This is a genomic window from Roseateles sp. P4_D2, assembly GCF_056401875.1.
In genome coordinates, this window is the sequence record NZ_JBFUIM010000014.1 from 15,338 (window position 1) to 33,077 (window position 17,740).

Below are 17,740 nucleotides of genomic sequence, written 5' to 3' on the forward strand. Positions count from 1 at the left end.
AGCGCGAAAGGCTCCCGAAGGAGCCTTTGCAAGGGAGCGCAACGCGTTTCAGCGCGGCAGGCGGCGGCGGGCCAGCAGACCGATGACGCCCAGGCCGCCCAGGAAGAGGGCATAGGTCTCGGGCTCGGGGACCGCGTTGACGGCGCTTGCGACGACGAGGTCCTGGTAGCTGGCGTTGCTGAGCTTGGTCAGGCTGTACAGCGCCGGACCCTCGTAGCTCTGAGCGGCGGCCAGGTAGTTGGTGGCCAGGGCCTGCACCGAATTGTTGATGCCATTTTGCTGGCCGGTGGCACCTTCCGTCTTCAGGAAAAAGCTGCCACTACCCTGGGCAACGCTGAGCGTGCCGCTGCTCTCGCGCATGATTTCCCAGACTGCGAGCTGGAAGGCGGCTTGCTGGTTGCCGGAGTGGACCGAAGCAAACTTGCTGGAGTACAGCGCCTGCAGCAGTGTGTCCTGGCTGCCACTGAAGCTGCCGACCGTGTAGGTCTTGAAGTTGGGCGTCACGCCGTCGCTCTTGAAGCTCAGCGCGAAGGACTGGGTCGGCTCGATGCAGTAGGCCAGGAAACTGCCGGTGGCGGCATCCGTGAAGTTCAGTCCACCGGTGACGTAGTTGGTCGTCAGCGAGGTGGTGAGCGCCGGATCGCCGGCATCACGGTCGACGAAGCGGATGCTGACGGTGTCGGCGGCGAATGCCGAAGCGCTCATCAGCAGGGCGGCGGCGAGGGTCAGAGGCTTGAACATGGTTGGACTGCTTTCGTGATTGGGGCGGCTGGGCGCGGCTCAGCGAGCGCGGCGACGGGACAGGCTCATTCCGGCCAGGGCCACCGCCACCAGGGCCAGGGCGGTGGGCTCGGGCAACTCGGTGGTCGACGTACTGCCTTCCAGCGTGGCGGTGTAGCCCTCGAAGCCCTTGGCGCTGAAGCCGGCGCCAAGGACGTGCAGTTGCCAGGCGCCCGCCGACAGCCATTGCTGGCCCAGCGTCCAGGTCTCGATGCCGAAGATGTCGTTGTCCACGTCGATGCCGGCGCCGACCGGCGTCAGCGCGACGGACGTGCCACCCTGGGTGAGGTAGGCCGAGGTGATGTCGACGCTGGCCTGGTCTTCGGCCGAGAACGTGATGACGCTGCCGCCCATCAGCGTCACACCGTTCAAGGTGAAACCGAAGATGTCGTTGAACTGCGCGGCACCTGCGCCGTTGGACATGATGGCGTCGTTGGAAAAGCTGAACGACACCGGCGTCACCGCTGCGGTCGCATTGCATGCAGCGGCAACCAGACTGAGGGCGGCGAGCGCTTTAGACAACGTTTTCATCACGTACTTTCAGGTTCTCTATTCGGGTCTACCCGGAGTTTCGCCGGGGAATGACTGCACTCTAGGGGGGTGAGAGCGGTCCGAGCACCCCTCATGCGCGTGGCGCAGGCGGCGGGATGTGCCCAAACGCACGCTTTTCCCCCCACATGGGTGGGCTGCGCGGGGTGAGCCACCAATGAAAACGGGCCGGCAAAGCCGGCCCGTGGCGGGATGCGACCAGGAAAACTCAGGCCAGCTTGCCGTGGCAGAGCTTGAACTTCTTGCCACTGCCGCAGGGGCAGGGGTCGTTGCGGCCCACGTGGCCGTATTCGGCCAGCAGCGTGGCGGGGTCGACGTCCTGGCTGATGGAGCCGTCCTCGTTGGGATGCTGGTAGGTCACGTTGGACACCGCTTCGGCACGGCGCTCCATGGCCTCGGCGGCCTGGCTGGCCTCTTCCTGGCTCTGGATGCGCACATTCATCAGCGTGCGGGTGACTTCCATCTTCACGAGGTCCAACAGCTGGGAGAACAGCTCGAAGGCTTCGCGCTTGTATTCCTGCTTGGGGTTCTTCTGGGCATAGCCGCGCAGGTGGATGCCTTGGCGCAGATAGTCCAGGGCCGCCAGGTGCTCGCGCCAGCGCTGGTCGATGCTCTGCAGCAGCACCATGCGCATGAAGGGGTTGAACTGATCGATGCCGACGCGCTCGAGCTTGTCCTGGAAGAGCTCGTCGCCGGCCTTGGTGACGGTTTCCAGAATGTCGTCGTCGGTGATCGAGTCGCTCTTCTTGACGAGTTCGGTCAGTGACAGGCCAATCTGCCATTCGCCCTGCAACACCTGCTCCAGACCGGGCAGGTCCCACTGCTCTTCCACGCTCTCGGCCGGCACGAAGGTGCGCACGACATCGCTCAGCGTGGACTCGCGCAGCGAAGCGATCTGGGCGATGAGGCTATCGGCCTCGAGAATGTCGTTGCGCTGCTGGTAGATGACCTTGCGCTGGTCGTTCGAGACGTCGTCGTACTCGAGCAACTGCTTGCGGATATCGAAGTTGCGCGCCTCGACCTTGCGTTGGGCGCCTTCAATGCTGCGCGTGACGATGCCGGCCTCGATGGCCTCGCCTTCGGGCATCTTGAGCCGGTCCATGATGGCGCGCACGCGCTCACCGGCAAAGATGCGCATCAGCTGGTCGTCCAGCGACAGGTAGAAGCGCGAAGAACCCGGGTCGCCCTGGCGGCCGGCACGGCCGCGCAGCTGGTTGTCGATGCGGCGGCTCTCGTGGCGCTCGGTCGCGATGATGCGCAGGCCACCCTCGGCCCGCACCTTGTCATGCAGGCCCTGCCACTCGTCCTTGAGCTGCTGGATGCGGCGCGCCTTCTCGTCGGCGGGGACCGCCTCGTCGGCCTCGAGGAACTTGACCTGGTTCTCGACGTTGCCGCCCAGCACGATGTCGGTGCCGCGGCCGGCCATGTTGGTGGCGATGGTGATGACGCCCGGGCGGCCGGCCTGGGCGACGATCTGCGCTTCCTTCTCGTGCTGCTTGGCGTTCAGCACGTTGTGCGGCAGCTTGGCCTGGTCCAGCAGCTTGGAGATCAGCTCGGAGTTCTCGATGGACGTCGTGCCCACCAGCACCGGCTGGCCGCGCGTGTGGCAGGCGCGGATGTCCTCGATGACGGCGTTGTACTTTTCCTTGTCGGTCTTGTAGACCAGGTCCAGCTCGTCCTTGCGGATGGTCGGGCGGTTCGGCGGGATGACGACGGTCTCGAGGCCGTAGATCTCCTGGAACTCATAGGCCTCGGTGTCGGCCGTGCCCGTCATGCCCGACAGCTTGCCGTACATGCGGAAGTAGTTCTGGAAGGTGATCGAGGCCAGCGTCTGGTTCTCCGCCTGGATCTCCACGCCTTCCTTGGCCTCGACAGCCTGATGCAGGCCGTCGCTCCAGCGTCGCCCGCTCATCAGGCGGCCGGTGAACTCGTCGACGATGGTGACCTCGCCGTTCTGCACGACGTAATGCTGGTCGCGGTGATAGACGTGGTGGGCCCGCAGCGCTGCATTCAGGTGATGCATCAGCGTGATGTTGGCCGCGTCGTACAGGCTCGCGCCTTCCGGGATCAGGCCGGCCTCGGTCAGCAGCGCCTCCGCAACCTCGTGGCCGTCTTCGGTCAGGTGGATCTGGTGCGACTTCTCGTCCACCGTGAAGTCGCCCGGCTCGATGACGCCTTCACCGGTGCGCGGGTCGAGCTCGCCGATCTGCTTCTTCAGCTTGGGCACGACGGCGTTGATGCGCTTGTAGACGTCGGTGTGGTCGTCCGCCTGGCCCGAGATGATCAGCGGTGTGCGAGCCTCGTCGATGAGGATCGAGTCCACCTCGTCGACGATGGCGTAGGACAGGCCGCGCTGCACGCGATCGGCCGTCTCGTAGACCATGTTGTCGCGCAGGTAGTCGAAGCCGTACTCGTTGTTGGTGCCGTAGGTGACGTCGGCGGCGTAGGCCGTCTGCTTCTGCTCGCGCGGCATCTGCGGCAGGTTGATGCCGACCGACAGCCCGAGGAAGGTGTAGAGCTTGCCCATCCACTCGGCGTCGCGGCGCGCCAGGTAGTCGTTCACCGTGACGACGTGGACACCCTTGCCCGTCAGCGCGTTCAGGTAGACCGGCAGCGTGGCCATCAGCGTCTTGCCTTCGCCGGTGCGCATTTCGGCGATCTTGCCGTCGTTGAGCACCATGCCGCCGATCAGCTGCACGTCGAAGTGGCGCATCTTCAGTGAGCGCTTGCTGCCTTCGCGGCAGACGGCGAAAGCTTCGGGCAGGATGTCGTCGACCGTCTCGCCGGCAGCGATGCGCTGCTTGAATTCAGCCGTCTGGGCGCGCAATTCGTCGTCGCTCAAGCCCTCGTACTTCGGCTCCAGCGCGTTGATCTGCTGCACGGTGCGGCGGTACTGCTTGAGCAAACGCTCATTGCGGCTACCGAAAATCGAGGTGAGAAGCTTGGGCAACATGCTGCGAGGAATGAGGAGCTGCGCGGCACCGGGCGGGCTGTCCAACCGGTGGGAGGCGCGAATCTGAGGGCACGGCGAGGCATTGCAAGACGGACTTGCCCGGCCGCGCAAAACGGCGCAGTTTAGCAGTGGGCTTTTGGCCAGGATCGCCGCCTCACTACACTGCGGCTATGGCCAACCCGCCCCGCTACCTTGCTCCCAAGAGCGTGCGCGTCAGCGTCCCGTCGCCGACACCGGTGGCCGACGCGTTGCGTGCTCACGAGGGCCTGAGTCAGCTCAACGCGCGCCTGGAGGCGTCACGGCGGCGGCTGCGCATCATCGGGCCCGCGTTGCCGGGCAATCTGCTGGCCAGCCTGCAACCCGGGCCGCTGGACGAAGAAGGCTGGAGCCTGCTGGCCGCCAACGCGGCCGTCGCCGCCAAGCTGCGCCATCTGCTGCCCCGGCTGGAAGCCCTGCTGGCCCAGGCCGGGCTGCCCGGACATATCCGCGTGAAGCTGATCCAGAAATAGGCGCACATGAAAAAACCCACTGTCGCGAGACAGTGGGTTTTTGATTGGTGCCGGCTATCGGATTCGAACTGATGACCTACCGCTTACAAGGCGGTTGCTCTACCAACTGAGCTAAGCCGGCGAAAAACAGGCGAGATTCTAGTCGCTCACTTCACCCGTTTGAGTGAAGGCCGCGGGCCACCGCTGGGCGCGTCGGGTGGCGGGGGCGTGTCATCGCCCTCGTCGTCGCTGGCTTCGCTGGCCAGACGCAGGCCGCTGCGGCGCGGCTCCGGCGGCGCCGGGCTGGGCAGCGGTGCACCTTCGGCCAGCGCCTCGGGCGCCGGAAAGGCCATGCCCTGGCCGTTCTCGCGGGCGTAGATCGCGACAACATGGTCCACCGGCACGACGATCTCTCGCGCGACGCCGCCGAAGCGCGCCTTGAACTGGATGAACTCGTTGCCGAGATCCAGTCCGCTGGTGGCATCGAAGCCGACGTTCAGCACGATCTCGTTGTTGGACACGTACTCCATCGGCACCTGCACCGAACGATCGACGTGGACCGCGATATAGGGCGTGAAGCCGTTGTCCGTGCACCAGTCGTGCAGCGCGCGGATCAGGTACGGGCGGGTGGACGTGCCATTGCCCGCGCCACCTTCAACTCCTTGCGATTTATCCATGTACGACAGTCAACCCGGTCAGGGTGCAATACGGTCTGTAGACCCCGCGGCCGCCATGGAACCGGTTTTGCCGGGCCACTGACGGCGCCCCCTTGAGGGGGAAGCGCACAGCGCTTCGGGGTGGGCAATCAACGGCGCATGACCTTTTCCGAGGGCGTCAGCGCCTCGATGTAGGCCGGGCGGCTGAAGATGCGCTCGGCGTACTTGAGCAGCGGCAGTGCGTTCTTGGACATGTCGATGCCGTAGTAGTCCAGGCGCCACAGCAGCGGGGCGATGGCCACGTCGAGCATCGAGAAGTCGTCGCCCAGCATGTACTTGTTCTTCAGGAAGATCGGCGCGAGCTGGGTCAGGCGGTCACGGATCTGCGAGCGGGCCTTTTCGAGCTGCTTGTCGGTCGCCTTGGTCGTCGTGCCGCGGCCCTCGAGGATGTTCACGTGGGCGAACAACTCCTTTTCGAAGTTCAGCAGGAACAGGCGCACGCGGGCACGGGCCACCGGATCGCCGGGCATCAGCTGCGGGTGCGGGAAGCGCTCGTCGATGTACTCGTTGATGATGTGCGACTCGTACAGGATGAGGTCGCGCTCGACGAGGATGGGCACCTCGTTGTACGGGTTCATCAAAGCGATGTCTTCGGGCTTCGCGAACAGGTCAACGTCACGGATTTCGAAGTCCATGCCTTTCTCGAACAGCACGAAGCGGCAGCGGTGCGAGTAGGGGTCGGTGGTACCGGAGTAAAGGACCATCATGGCTTGGGCTCCCGAGGGGTCAGTCAATCAAAAACGCGCGACGGCTGGGGCCGCGCTGAAAAAGCAAACGCAGTGGGTGGCTACAAGCGCGCCCCACTGCGTGTTTCGACACCGCCCGAGAGCGGTGCCGGGATGGACGGGCTTACTTCACGTCCTTCCAGTACGAGGCGTTCAGTCGCCAGGCAAACACGGTCAGGATGGACAGGAAGATCAGCACGATCACGCCGAGCTGAAAGCGCTGGCCCTGAGCGGGCTCGCCCATCCACTGCAAATAGGCAACCAGGTCGGCCACGGCTTCGTCGTACTGGCGCTCGGACAGCGTGCCGGGCGTCAGTTGCTGGTAGCCGGCGAAGACGTGGGTCTTCTTGTCGTGGTCGTGCGGGTCGGCCACTTCCTCGAACTTGGCGGCGCGCTGGCCCTGCAGCTCCCACATCACATGCGGCATCGCGACGCTGGGGAAGGCCATGTTGTTCCAACCGGTGGCCTTGGTGTCGTCGCGGTAGAAGCTCCGCATGTAGGTGTAGAGATAGTCCGCACCCGAGCCCTTGGCACCATCGGCACGCGAGCGGGCGATGACGCTGAGGTCGGGCGGGTTGGCGCCGAACCAGGCCTTGGCGTCCTTCGGGTCGATGCTGACCTTCATGGTCTCACCGACCTTCTCGGCCGCGAACAGCAGGTTGTTCTTGATGTCGGCCTCGGACAGGCCGATGTCGCGCATGCGGTTGTAGCGCATGTAGGCGGCCGAGTGGCAGTTCAGGCAGTAGTTGACGAACAGCTTGGCACCGCTTTGCAGCGCCGCCATGTCCGACATCTTTTCCTTGGGGAACTTGTCCCACTCGATGCCGCCGGTGTTGGCCTGGGCGGCACCCACGAAGCCCAGGGTGGCCAGCAGGAGAGCGATCAGCTTTTTCATTGGTGTTGTTGCTCCGCGGCTCAGTGGGCGTGGAAGGTCACACGGTCCGGCACTGCCTTGGGCGTGCCGAGGCGGCTCCACCAGGGCATCAGCAGGAAGAAGCCGAAGTAGAACAAGGTGCCCACCTGGGCGACCAAGGTGCCCACGTCGCTCGGCGGCTGGATGCCGAGGTAGCCCAGCCACAGGAAGAAGACGACGAAGACGGCATACACATACTTGTGCCAGTCGGGGCGGTAGCGGATCGATTTGACCGGGCTGTGATCCAGCCAGGGCAGGAAGAACAGGATGATGACCGCGCCACCCATGACGACCACGCCCCAGAACTTGGCGTCGAAGACCTTGAGCAGGAAGATCAGCACGGCGGCCGCCACCAGCAGGGCCACCTTGGCGGCACCGCCGAACTTGCCCTTCAGGAAGCTCACGACGGCCGCGACGGCGACGACGCCGCACAGCACGTTGACCATGGTGTCGGTCGTCGCGCGCAGCATCGAGTAAAACGGCGTGAAGTACCAGACCGGGGCGATGTGCGCCGGCGTCTTCAGCGGGTCGGCCGGGATGAAGTTGTTGTACTCCAGGAAGTAGCCGCCCAGTTCCGGCGCGAAGAACAGGATGGCGGTGAAGGCCATCAGGAAGATGCAGACGCCGTAGATGTCGTGCACCGTGTAGAACGGATGGAAGGCGATGCCGTCCAGCGGGATGCCGGTCTTCGGGTCCTTGTGCTTCTTGATCTCGACGCCGTCGGGGTTGTTGGAACCGACGTCGTGCAGGGCCAGCAGGTGGGCAACCACCAGGCCCAGCAGCACCAGCGGCACGGCGATGACGTGGAAGCTGAAGAAGCGGTTCAGGGTCGCGTCGCCAACCACGTAGTCGCCGCGGATCATCAGCGCCAGGTCCGGGCCGACGAAGGGCACGGCAGCGAACAGGTTCACGATGACCTGGGCGCCCCAGTAGCTCATCTGGCCCCATGGCAGCAGATAGCCCATGAAGGCTTCGGCCATCAGGCACAGGAAGATCGCGCAGCCGAAGATCCAGACCAGCTCACGCGGCTTGCGGTAGCTGCCGTAGATCAGGCCGCGGAACATGTGCAGGTAGACAACGACAAAGAAGGCCGAGGCGCCCGTGCTGTGCATGTAGCGGATCAGCCAGCCCCAGGGCACATCGCGCATGATGTACTCGACCGACGCGAAGGCCAGGCCCGCGTCGGGCTTGTAGTGCATCACCAGGAAGATGCCGGTGACGATCTGGATCACGAGGACCAGCAGCGCCAGCGAGCCGAAGATGTACCACCAGTTGAAGTTCTTCGGCGCGTAGTACTCCGACATGTGGACCTTGTAGGCGTCGAACGCGGTCGGGAACCGGTTCTCCAGCCAGGTCATGGTCTTCACGCCTGCCGAGGCGCCTGCGGGTGCTTCTTTGAATTCAGCCATGTCTCGTCCCGTGCTCCGTTAGGCCTTCTTGTCTTCACCGATGACCAGCCGGGTGTCCGACAGATACATGTATGGCGGCACTTCGAGGTTGTCGGGCGCGGGCTTGTTCTTGAACACGCGGCCGGCCATGTCGAAGGTCGAACCGTGGCAGGGGCACAGGAAACCGCCCGCCCAGTCATCCGGCAGCGAGGGCTGGGCGCCGGTTGCGAACTTGTCGCTCGGCGAGCAGCCCAGGTGCGAGCAGATGCCGACGACGACGAGGTACTCGGGCTTGATCGAGCGGTTCTCGTTCTTGGCGTAGTCGGGGATGGGGAAGGCCTTGCGGTCTGAGTTCGGGTCGGCCAGCTGGCCGTCGTTCTTCTTCAGGGCCTCGAGCTGTTCCGGCGTGCGGCGCACGATCCAGACCGGCTTGCCACGCCATTCGACGGTCAGCTTCTCACCGGGCTTGATGCCGGAGATGTCGACCTCGACGGGGGCACCAGCGGCCTTGGCGCGCTCGCTCGGCGCAAAAGTGCTGACGAAGGGCACGGCAGTCGCAACGCCACCAACGGCGCCGGCGCAACCGGTTGCAATCAACCAGGTGCGCTTGCCTTGGTCCACTTGCTGGTCACTCATGAGGGTCCTCTAAAGAGACTTCTGATCAGGGGCAGCCCAGGATTCTAACGGACGCTTACCCGAGGCTCGGCCAAGCGACGACCGACCGCAGGTTTACCCGCCTTCTAGCTCGCCGGACTTGGCGCCAACATCCGTCCGAGTCATCTCACAGACATCGCCATCCAGGAGCCCCGCATGAGTTTCTTCTCCGAGTTCAAGGAGTTCGCCGTCAAAGGCAATGTCGTCGACCTGGCGGTCGGCGTGATCATCGGCGGCGCCTTCGGCAAGATCGTCGACTCCCTGGTCGGCGACGTCATCATGCCGGTCGTCAGCAAGATCTTCGGCGGCCTGGATTTCAGCAATTACTTCATCCCGCTGGCCGGCCAGACGGCCACGACGCTGGCCGAAGCCAAGAAAACCGGCGCCGTGCTGGCCTACGGCAGCTTCCTGACCGTGTCGCTGAACTTCATCATCCTGGCCTTCGTCATCTTCCTGATGATTCAGCAGATCAACCGCCTCAAGCGCGAACCTGAAGCCGCGGCCGCGCCGGCCGAGCCGCCGGCCACGCCGGAAGACATTCAACTGCTGCGGGAGATTCGCGATTCGCTGAAGCGCTAAGCTCTCGCGCCGCCCGTCGCCCGGTAAGCAATGGTTACCGGGCTTTTTTGTGCCAGGAATTTGGCAACTGGTTGAAAACCCGCGCCTGTTGCAGGCGCGATACTTTCAATGCAGCTCGTGCCACCAGTTGATGAACGCGCCAGAGATACGCCTGAACCCGCACCTCGAAGCCTCGCTGACCCGCATTCGTCTGGCGGGTGAGCAGGCGGCCGAGCGCTGCGCGGAGGGTCTGGGGCTGTCGGCGTTGTCCTCCGGGCAGGTCAAGCGCCGCGACACCCTGCTCGCGGCTCAATTCGTGTTCCGCCAGCAACAAGGCGTGTTCTCGCAGCGTTTTGTGCAGAGCTTGCGCAAACAGGTGTCGGCCGAACAATCCGATACCAAGCCGCCGCAGGCGGCGCCCACGGCCAAAAAGGCCTGGGGCGAGCTTTCGCTGATGGACGACGACCAGGTCAACAACCTGGTGGCCGCGGACCGCATCGGCCTGGCCATTGGCCACCACTGCGAGTGGGAGCTGCGCGAGGTCGAATCCTATGTCGCCGGCATCCAGGTCGGTGAACGCAACCCCTTGCGGCCCGAGCTCATCGGCCAGGGCCTGCTTGATGCCATCCAGGCCATCACCGACGACCCTGTCACCCGCCAGACGCTGACTGACGAATTGACTCGCGCGCTGGCCCAGGAGATGCGCGCCTGCTATGCCGATATTGCCGAGTTGCTGCGCTCGCGCGGCCTGCGGCCCCAGGACTTGCGCGTGCGCGCATCGCCGGATGGCGCCGCCTCGCGCCTCGGCGGCCTGGGTGCAGCCACCCAGCCTGGCGATCTCGATTCGGGCCTTGGCGGCATGTCCTCGCGCGGTGGCTACGGTGGCTCAGGGCATGGCGGCCTGGGTGGCCAGGGAAGCCCTGGCGGCGGCCGCAACAGCGGCTTCGGCGGAGCCGGCGGCAGCTTTGGCAGCCGCGGCGGCGGCGGAGGCAGCGGCGGCATTGGCCGGGTCGACCCCCAGATGATGGACCTGCTGCGCCGCCTGGCGCAGACGCCCGGCGCCTACGAGCCGGCCTATGACAGCCACGGCAACTCCAGCCGCATGGGCCTTGACACCCTCAGCGGCGAGCCCAGCGCCTGGGGGCAGATGCCGCTGCCGCCCAACCTGATCAACCAGCATCGCGACGAACTGCGTCAGATGGCCACGGGCCGGCTGGACCACATGGTCATCGACGTCGTCGCCGGCCTGTTCGACCAGATCCTGTCCGACCCCAAGGTGCCGCCGCAGATGGCGCGCCTGCTGGCCCGCCTGCAGCTGCCCGTGCTGCGCGTGGCCCTGGGCGACGAAACCTTCTTCTCCTCGCGCCGCCATCCGGTGCGGGTGTTCGTCAACCGCATGGCGTCCCTCGCCTGCGCCTTTGAGGACTTCAGCGACGATCCCGGCCGCTCCTTCCTGGCCCATGTGCGCGACCTCGTGCAGGACGTCGCCCAGGGCGATTTCGACCGCATGGACGTCTACACGTCCAAGCTGGACGCCCTGGAAGCCTTCATCACCGAGCAGACCCGCAGCACGCTGAAGGCTGCCGGCGACGCCGCCGCCGTCGTCGAGCGCCGCGAGACCGACCTGCGCCTGCAGCAGCGCTACGCCCTGCAACTGCAGCAGCAGCTCGCCCGTGTGCCCATGCAGGACTTCCTGCGCACCTTCCTGGCTCAAGTCTGGTCCCAGGCCATCGTGCTGGCTTCGCGCGAGGGCGCGCCGGAGCGGGCCCTGCGCCTGCGCACCCTCGGCCGCACCCTGGTCATGAGCGTGCAGCCCAAGGGCGGCACGGCCGCGCGCGCCGATTTCCTGCGCGAGCTGCCCAATCTGATGCGCACCCTCAACGAGGGCATGGATCTGATCCGCTGGCCGGACGGCCCGCGCAAGGACTTCTTCGGCGTGCTGCTGCCCGCGCATGCCGAATCGCTGAAGGGCCAGGCAGCCAGCGCCCTGGACACCAACCTGCTGATCAAGCAGCTCGACCAGATCTTCGGCGTCGCGCCACCAGCCGAGGCCGACCTCGCCAGGCCCATGGCCGGCGAGACGGCGCCCGGCGATCTCGACGCCAGCCAGCGCCTGACGCCGGCCGAAGCCAAGAGCCTGGGCCTCGTCGAGGAAGCCAGCGTCGACTGGAACGGCGAGCTGGACCTCGACCTGTCAGGCAACGACGCCGCGGCCGCGGCCGAACCGCTGCAGGCCGTGGACATCTCCATCGACGGCCTGCCCGCCGCCGAGGGCGCGCCCGAGGCCAGCAGCGGCGCCCTGCTGGTGGACAACATGCAGCTCGGCTTCGCCTACCAGATGCACACCGGCAACGAATGGCAGAAGGTGCGCCTGGCCCATGTCAGCGCCGGGCGCAGCTTCTTCATCTTCACGCACGGCAACCGCCACCAGGAGACGGTGACGATGACGGCCCGCATGCTGCGAAAGCTCTGCGAGGCCGACCGCATGCGCGCCTATGAACACGGCCTGCTGCTGGAGCGCGCGACGGCTCGTGCCCGGGCGCAACTGGCGGCGCTCGGCGGCCGCTAGAACATATGCCCCTCGCCCAGGCTCGCGCTGCTGAACGCCCGCGAGCCTAGTCGGTCCCCCGCGGGGACGCCGCCCCTTGCAGCATTGAGCCGCAAGCGTCGTCAGGCGGGCCGGCTCGGGAGCGGCCCAGCGCTCGGCCCGAAGGATCTAACCCCAGCCAGCCGGCGTGCCATTGCCAGTGCCGCGCCCAGGCTGGCCGGGTCGGCCAGGCCTCGCCCCGCGATGTCGAAAGCCGTGCCGTGGTCGGGGCTGGTGCGCACGAAGGGCAGGCCCAGCGTCACGTTGACGCCCTGCTCCACCCCGAGGTATTTGACCGGGATCAAGCCATGGTCGTGCACCATCGCCACGACGACGTCGAACTCGCCGCGCCGGGCCCGCATGAAGATGGTGTCGGGCGCATAAGGGCCGCTGGCGTCCATGCCGGCCGCACGTGCGTCGGCAATGGCGGGCGCGATATGCAGGATCTCTTCATCACCGAACAGGCCGCCTTCGCCGGCATGCGGGTTCAGCCCGGCCACGGCAATGCGCGGCGCGGCGATGCCCATGCGCTGCAGCGCCGCCTGGGTGATACGCAGCGTCTCTGCCACCGCCTCGCGGGTCACACGCGAGATGGCTTCGCGCAGCGAGCAGTGGATGGTGACGAGCACCGTGCGCAGCTCCTCGTTGGCCAGCATCATGCGCACCGGCACGCCCCCCGCCAGGGCCTGCAGCATTTCCGTATGGCCCGGGTAGGGCGAGCCGGCCGCATGCAGGGCTTCCTTGTGAATGGGTGCCGTGATGAGGGCGCGCGCATGGCCCGCCTGAATCAGGCCAACAGCAGCCTCGATGCACAGGGCTGCGGCCGCGCCGGCACGGGCATCGACCTGGCCCAAGGGGGCATCGATCAAGCCTGCGGGCAGGCCAGCGGGCTGCCAGACCGGCAGGCAGCGCAGCGGTACGCGGCCTAACTCATAGGCCCCATGCAATTCGGCGACCGCCAGGCCACCGCCGGCAGCAGCGACCGCGCGCCTCATGACGGCAACGTCGCCGACCACCAGGGCATCCCGCGGCATCTCGTGCCGCCACAACTTGGCGATGATCTCGGGGCCGATGCCACAGGCATCACCCATGCTGAGGACCAGGGGCTGGCCTAGGGAGTTTTCCGGGGTCATGCCGCATTCTTTCATCACCCCGGCAGCGCGCTGGCAGACTGCCCACCGGCTCATCACGCCGTGGAGACTTTCTTGCGCAAGACCCTTGTTGCCGCCCTGATCGCCGGTCTGCATCTGACCGCCCCCGCCGCCACCCAGCCGGCACCCAAGGCCAATGCAGCCGCTACCGACGCTGTCGCCAAAGCCCATCAGGCCCTGCTGGCCCTGTTCGACGAAGCCTGGGAATCCGAGGCCCATGCGGCGCCGGAATGGGCCACGCTGCGCGGTGACCTGCGCTTCAACGACAAGCTGAGCGACCGTTCCGCGGCCGGCCTGGCCGCCCGCGACGCTTTTGCCCGCGACATGCTGGCCCGCGCCCGTGCGGTGGACGCGGCCCAGCTCAGCGACACCGACCGTGTCTCGCTGGCCCTTTTCATCAACCGCTACCAGCAGGAGGTGGCCATGCAAGGCTTCGCCGGCTGGCGCACCTTGACGCTGGGCACCCTGTACGGCGCGCAATCGGCCCTGGCCGGCTTTGCGCGCAATGTGCCGGTCAACAACGAGACCCAGGTCAAGCAGTGGCTGACGCGCCTGGCCGCCTACCCGGCGCGGGTCGACCAGGAAATCGCCATCCTGCGCCAGGGTCTGACCCTGGGTTGGGTCACCTCCAAGCCGGTGCTGGCGCGTGCCATTGCCCAGGTGGAAGGGCAACTGACCGAGGACGTCACCAAGAGCCCGGTCTACGAACCCTTCACGCGCATGACGGTGGACGCCAGCGTCAAGGTCAACTACCAGGCACAGGGCCAGGCGGCCATGCGCGAGATCTTCTACCCGGCCCAGCGCAAGCTGCTCGCCGTCATGAAAGACGAGCTGATGGCCAAGGCCCCCGACAGCGGCTCGCTGTCGAGCTACCCCGGCGGCGACAAGGTCTACGAGGCGTTGATCCAGCGCCATGTGACGCTGCCGCTGGCGGCGGGCGACATCCACACCACCGGCCTGCGCGAGGCCGCGCGCATCCGCGCCGAAATGGAGAAGGTCAAGGCCGAGGCCGGTTTCGACGGTGACCTCGCCGCCTTCAAGAAATTCCTCTACAGCGACCCCAAGTTCTTCAACCAGACGGCCGACGAGCTGCTGGACGGCTACCGCGCCATCGCCAAACGCATCGACCCCGAGCTGCCCAAGCTCTTCGCCCAGCTGCCGCGCTCGCCCTATGGCATTCGCGGCATGCCGCCCTATACCGGCGAAGGCGCGGCCGACAACTACAACGGCCCCTCGCTGGACGGCACGACCCCCGGCTGGTTCAACGCCAACGCGATCTCGTTCAAGCGCCGGCCCAAATGGGCGATGGAGACGCTGGTGGCCCACGAGACCGTGCCAGGCCACCATCTGCAGATCTCGCGCCAGGTCGAGCTGGGCGAGCTGCCCAACTTCCGCCGCCAGTCGCAGTACTCGGTCTTCAGCGAGGGCTGGGCGCTGTATGCCGAGACGCTGGGCCCGCAGATCGGCCTGTTCCGCGACCCCTACACGCGCTTTGGCCACTTGCAGGCGCAGATGTTCCGCGCCGCGCGCCTGGTCGTCGACACCGGTCTGCATGCCCTGGGCTGGAACCGCGACAAGGCCATCGCCTACATGATCGAGCAGACCGGCCACGACGCCACCTTCATGACGGCCGAGGTCGACCGCTACCTGTCCCAGCCCGGCCAGGCGCTCAGCTACATGATGGGCGAGCTGAAGATCAAGGAGCTGCGCGCCCGGGCTGAAGCCGCCTTGGGGGCCAAGTTCGACCAGCGCCGCTTCCACATGGCCGTCATCGATCAGGGCGCCATGCCTTTGCCGCTGCTGGAGCAGCGCATCAATGCCTGGATCTTGAGCGAAAAGGCACGGCCATGAGCTACGCAATCGGCATTCCCGGCCAGCCCTGGGGCCCGGGCGAGGTCGCCGCCTGGCGCGGGCGCCTCGTCAAGCAGCGCAGCTTTGCGGCTGACGTGCTCGCCACCATCGAGCCTCTGAAGCAGGATTTCGACGTCAGCGAATACGGCGCCGTGGTCTGTGACGGCGAACGCTTCCCGCTACTGGCCATCCGCGGCCGCGGCTGGCGCCAGGACCTGCCCGTCCTCGTCGTGACCGGCGGCGTGCATGGCTACGAGACCAGCGGCGTGCATGGTGCGCTGCAGTTCGTCCGCGAGCATGGGCAGGAAGCTGCCGGCCAGGCCAACCTGCTGGTGGTGCCCTGCGTCAGCCCCTGGGCCTATGAGCGCATCCAGCGCTGGAACTTCGATGCGCTGGACCCGAATCGCAACTTCCGCGAGGGCAGCCCCGTGCCGGAGTCCACGGCCCTGGTGGCCCTGCTCGCGCCGCTGCGCGGCCGCGTGCTGATGCACATCGACCTGCACGAGACCACCGACACGGACGAATCAGAGTTCCGCCCTGCCCTGGCGGCGCGCGATGGCGAGGTGTTCGAGCCCGGGCTGATCCCCGACGGCTTCTACCTCGTCGACGACGCCGAGCACCCGCAACCGGAGTTCCAGAAGGCCGTCATCGCCGCAGTGGCCCAGGTCACCCACATCGCCGAGCCCGATGCCAACGGCCAGATCATCGGCTGCCCGCTGCAGTCGCCCGGCGTCATCAGCTTCGCGGTGCGAAGCCGTTTCCTGTGCGCAGCCATCACCGGCGCTCGCTTCAGCACGACGACCGAGGTCTATCCGGACAGCGCGCGCGCCACGCCCGAGCAATGCAATGCGGCGCAGGTCGCGGCCACCCGTGCCGCGATCGGCTACGCGCTGGCGGCCGAGATCTGAACCTCAGGCGGCGTCATTCGCAGACCAGCAGCCCTCTGGCACCCACCCCATGCGTGGACTGCAGCAAAGAGGTGGCATTTACCAGCCGCCCCATCCGGCGCCGCACGACGCCCTCGGCATCACGCTCGAGCTTGACGCAGAGGTCGGGGTCCAGCCCCATCGCGATGCGCTCCTCGAAGGTGGGCCTGGGTGAATTGCTGCGCGGGTCGGTCGTTGCCGGGTTGACCAGGGCGCCGCGCAGGATTTCGGGGCTGGGCCTCAGGTTCAGCGCGCCGGGTGCAGACGCCGCCGCACCGGGCGACAGGGCCGCACCCGTCGCCGCGACCACGGGCGCGCCCTCGCCGTCCGGTGCGCCCGGCAGGGTTGGTGTGGGTCTTGGGCTGATGCCCGGTGATGGGGCGGTGGGCTGCCGCGCCTGCACGCGCGCCGCACGCTGGTGCAACTGAGGCGGCGGGGGCAGCAGGCGCAGCACCACTGAACGCCGCGCTTCTTCGCCTGCCGCTGGCCACCGCCGCGCCTGCCAGATGAGCAGCAGCAACGCCGCATGCCCCAACAGCACGGCCCAGACCGCCATCTGCCGACGCCGGGACGAAGCCAGGCGCCAGCGGCCTGGCCGCGTGACGGCCTCCGCGGCCTTCACGCGCCGGCCGGATGAAGGCCAAGCATCCCAAGGACACGAGTGGGCGAGCGGGCAACGCAATAGCAGCAGGAAGGCATGCCGGATGCTAGGAGCCGCGGCCCCGCGCCGGGTTACGCCAGGGTTAGGTCAGGCCGGGTTGTCCACGTCGATGAACTGCCAGGTGAGGCCCAGATCCTGCGCGACCTGGGCACCGACGCCCTGCACGCCGTAGCGCTCGGTGGCATGGTGGCCGGCCGCGATGAAGGCGACGCCGGTCTCACGGGCGTAATGGGCCTGGGGCTCGGAGATCTCGCCGGTGATGAAGACATCGGCGCCCGCCGCGATGGCCGACTCGAAATAGCTCTGGGCGCCGCCGGTGCACCAGGCGACGCGGCGCAGCGGGCGGCCGTCGCCCGGCACGGCGGTCACGTTGCGGCCCAGCGCATCGCGAAGCCTCACCGTCAGCGCGGCAAGGTCGGTGGGCTCGATGGCCGCGCTGAAACCGAGATCCTGCTCGCCGAAGCGGCTGTCCGCAGTCCAGCCGAATTGCGCACCAAGCTGCGCGTTGTTGCCCAATGTCGGGTGAGCGTCCAGCGGCAGATGATAGGCAAAGAGGTTGATGTCATGCTGGATCAACCGCGCCAGGCGCTGCTTCATCCAGCCCGTCACGCGGCCATCCTGTCCACGCCAGAACAGGCCGTGATGGACCAGGATGGCACCCGCCCCGACGGCAATGGCCGCGTCGATCAGGGCCAGGCTGGCTGTGACGCCGCAGACGAGATGACCCACCTCGGCGCGCCCCTCGACCTGCAGACCGTTCGGCCCATAATCCTTGAAGCGCGCGGGCTCCAGCAGCTGGTTCAGGCGGAGTTCCAGCGCGGCGCGATCGGTCATGGCTTG

Annotated in this window: 16 protein-coding genes and 1 tRNA gene; 5 read left to right on the forward strand and 12 right to left on the reverse strand. The window is 66.8% G+C overall.

What is annotated here, in order from left to right; all coding sequences use genetic code 11:
• Window positions 1-48 precede the first annotated feature (48 nt).
• From AC1DW0_RS22665 to secA, 3 genes are all read right to left on the reverse strand, one after another.
• Complete coding sequence (locus tag AC1DW0_RS22665; protein WP_457351452.1) at window positions 49-741, reverse strand: PEP-CTERM sorting domain-containing protein; 693 nt, start codon at window positions 739-741, stop codon at window positions 49-51.
• Between the two features lie 39 nt (window positions 742-780).
• On the reverse strand, window positions 781-1,311 hold the full coding sequence (locus tag AC1DW0_RS22670; RefSeq protein ID WP_157281139.1) for a PEP-CTERM sorting domain-containing protein: 531 nt from the start codon (window positions 1,309-1,311) through the stop codon (window positions 781-783).
• A 226-nt stretch (window positions 1,312-1,537) separates the two neighbouring features.
• A complete protein-coding gene (gene secA / locus AC1DW0_RS22675) occupies window positions 1,538-4,282 on the reverse strand; it encodes a preprotein translocase subunit SecA (protein WP_056192814.1) in 2,745 nt (914 codons plus the stop codon).
• A 170-nt stretch (window positions 4,283-4,452) separates the two neighbouring features.
• Between secA and AC1DW0_RS22680 the strand changes: the two genes are divergently transcribed.
• Entirely contained in the window at window positions 4,453-4,791 is a 339-nt protein-coding gene (locus AC1DW0_RS22680; protein WP_157281141.1) for a hypothetical protein, read from the forward strand.
• Window positions 4,792-4,836: 45 nt separating this feature from the next.
• On the opposite strand, the gene AC1DW0_RS22685 is transcribed toward AC1DW0_RS22680, so the two are convergent.
• The 6 genes from AC1DW0_RS22685 to petA all read right to left on the reverse strand — a co-directional run bounded on the left by AC1DW0_RS22685 (window position 4,837) and on the right by petA (window position 9,148).
• Window positions 4,837-4,912: transfer RNA gene (locus AC1DW0_RS22685), tRNA-Thr, on the reverse strand.
• A gap of 25 nt (window positions 4,913-4,937) precedes the next feature.
• A complete protein-coding gene (locus tag AC1DW0_RS22690) occupies window positions 4,938-5,447 on the reverse strand; it encodes a ClpXP protease specificity-enhancing factor (protein ID WP_457443975.1) in 510 nt (169 codons plus the stop codon).
• Between the two features lie 128 nt (window positions 5,448-5,575).
• Window positions 5,576-6,193, reverse strand: a complete 618-nt coding sequence (locus AC1DW0_RS22695; RefSeq protein ID WP_056192820.1) for a glutathione S-transferase N-terminal domain-containing protein — start codon at window positions 6,191-6,193, stop codon at window positions 5,576-5,578.
• Between the two features lie 142 nt (window positions 6,194-6,335).
• The gene (locus AC1DW0_RS22700; protein ID WP_056192823.1) at window positions 6,336-7,106 is read right to left on the reverse strand and encodes a cytochrome c1; all 771 of its coding nucleotides are present in this window, start codon (window positions 7,104-7,106) and stop codon (window positions 6,336-6,338) included.
• 20 nt (window positions 7,107-7,126) lie between these two features.
• Window positions 7,127-8,533, reverse strand: a complete 1,407-nt coding sequence (locus AC1DW0_RS22705) for a cytochrome b (RefSeq protein WP_056192833.1) — start codon at window positions 8,531-8,533, stop codon at window positions 7,127-7,129.
• Window positions 8,534-8,551: 18 nt separating this feature from the next.
• Window positions 8,552-9,148, reverse strand: coding sequence for a ubiquinol-cytochrome c reductase iron-sulfur subunit (petA, locus tag AC1DW0_RS22710; RefSeq protein WP_056192837.1), 597 nt, complete (start codon window positions 9,146-9,148; stop codon window positions 8,552-8,554).
• Window positions 9,149-9,322: 174 nt separating this feature from the next.
• Between petA and mscL the strand changes: the two genes are divergently transcribed.
• Complete coding sequence (gene mscL, locus AC1DW0_RS22715; protein WP_056192848.1) at window positions 9,323-9,745, forward strand: large conductance mechanosensitive channel protein MscL; 423 nt, start codon at window positions 9,323-9,325, stop codon at window positions 9,743-9,745.
• Between the two features lie 130 nt (window positions 9,746-9,875).
• Complete coding sequence (locus AC1DW0_RS22720) at window positions 9,876-12,293, forward strand: DUF1631 family protein (RefSeq protein ID WP_457351460.1); 2,418 nt, start codon at window positions 9,876-9,878, stop codon at window positions 12,291-12,293.
• Between the two features lie 101 nt (window positions 12,294-12,394).
• Here the strand turns inward: AC1DW0_RS22720 and pdxA are convergent, their stop codons facing one another.
• Complete coding sequence (gene pdxA / locus AC1DW0_RS22725) at window positions 12,395-13,444, reverse strand: 4-hydroxythreonine-4-phosphate dehydrogenase PdxA (protein ID WP_457351462.1); 1,050 nt, start codon at window positions 13,442-13,444, stop codon at window positions 12,395-12,397.
• Between the two features lie 72 nt (window positions 13,445-13,516).
• Here pdxA and AC1DW0_RS22730 point away from each other — a divergent pair, with 72 nt between their 5' ends.
• Together AC1DW0_RS22730 and AC1DW0_RS22735 are read left to right on the forward strand one after the other, a co-directional pair.
• Complete coding sequence (locus AC1DW0_RS22730) at window positions 13,517-15,313, forward strand: DUF885 domain-containing protein (protein ID WP_477948166.1); 1,797 nt, start codon at window positions 13,517-13,519, stop codon at window positions 15,311-15,313.
• A complete protein-coding gene (locus AC1DW0_RS22735; protein ID WP_457351466.1) occupies window positions 15,310-16,221 on the forward strand; it encodes a M14 family metallopeptidase in 912 nt (303 codons plus the stop codon). The genes AC1DW0_RS22730 and AC1DW0_RS22735 overlap by 4 nt, the downstream gene beginning before the upstream one ends.
• Before the next feature lie 13 nt (window positions 16,222-16,234).
• Here the strand turns inward: AC1DW0_RS22735 and AC1DW0_RS22740 are convergent, their stop codons facing one another.
• On the reverse strand, window positions 16,235-16,795 hold the full coding sequence (locus AC1DW0_RS22740; protein WP_477948169.1) for a hypothetical protein: 561 nt from the start codon (window positions 16,793-16,795) through the stop codon (window positions 16,235-16,237).
• Between the two features lie 192 nt (window positions 16,796-16,987).
• Window positions 16,988-17,734: a Nif3-like dinuclear metal center hexameric protein gene (locus tag AC1DW0_RS22745; RefSeq protein WP_457351469.1), complete on the reverse strand. Its 747-nt coding sequence runs from the start codon at window positions 17,732-17,734 to the stop codon at window positions 16,988-16,990.
• Window positions 17,735-17,740: the final 6 nt, after the last annotated feature.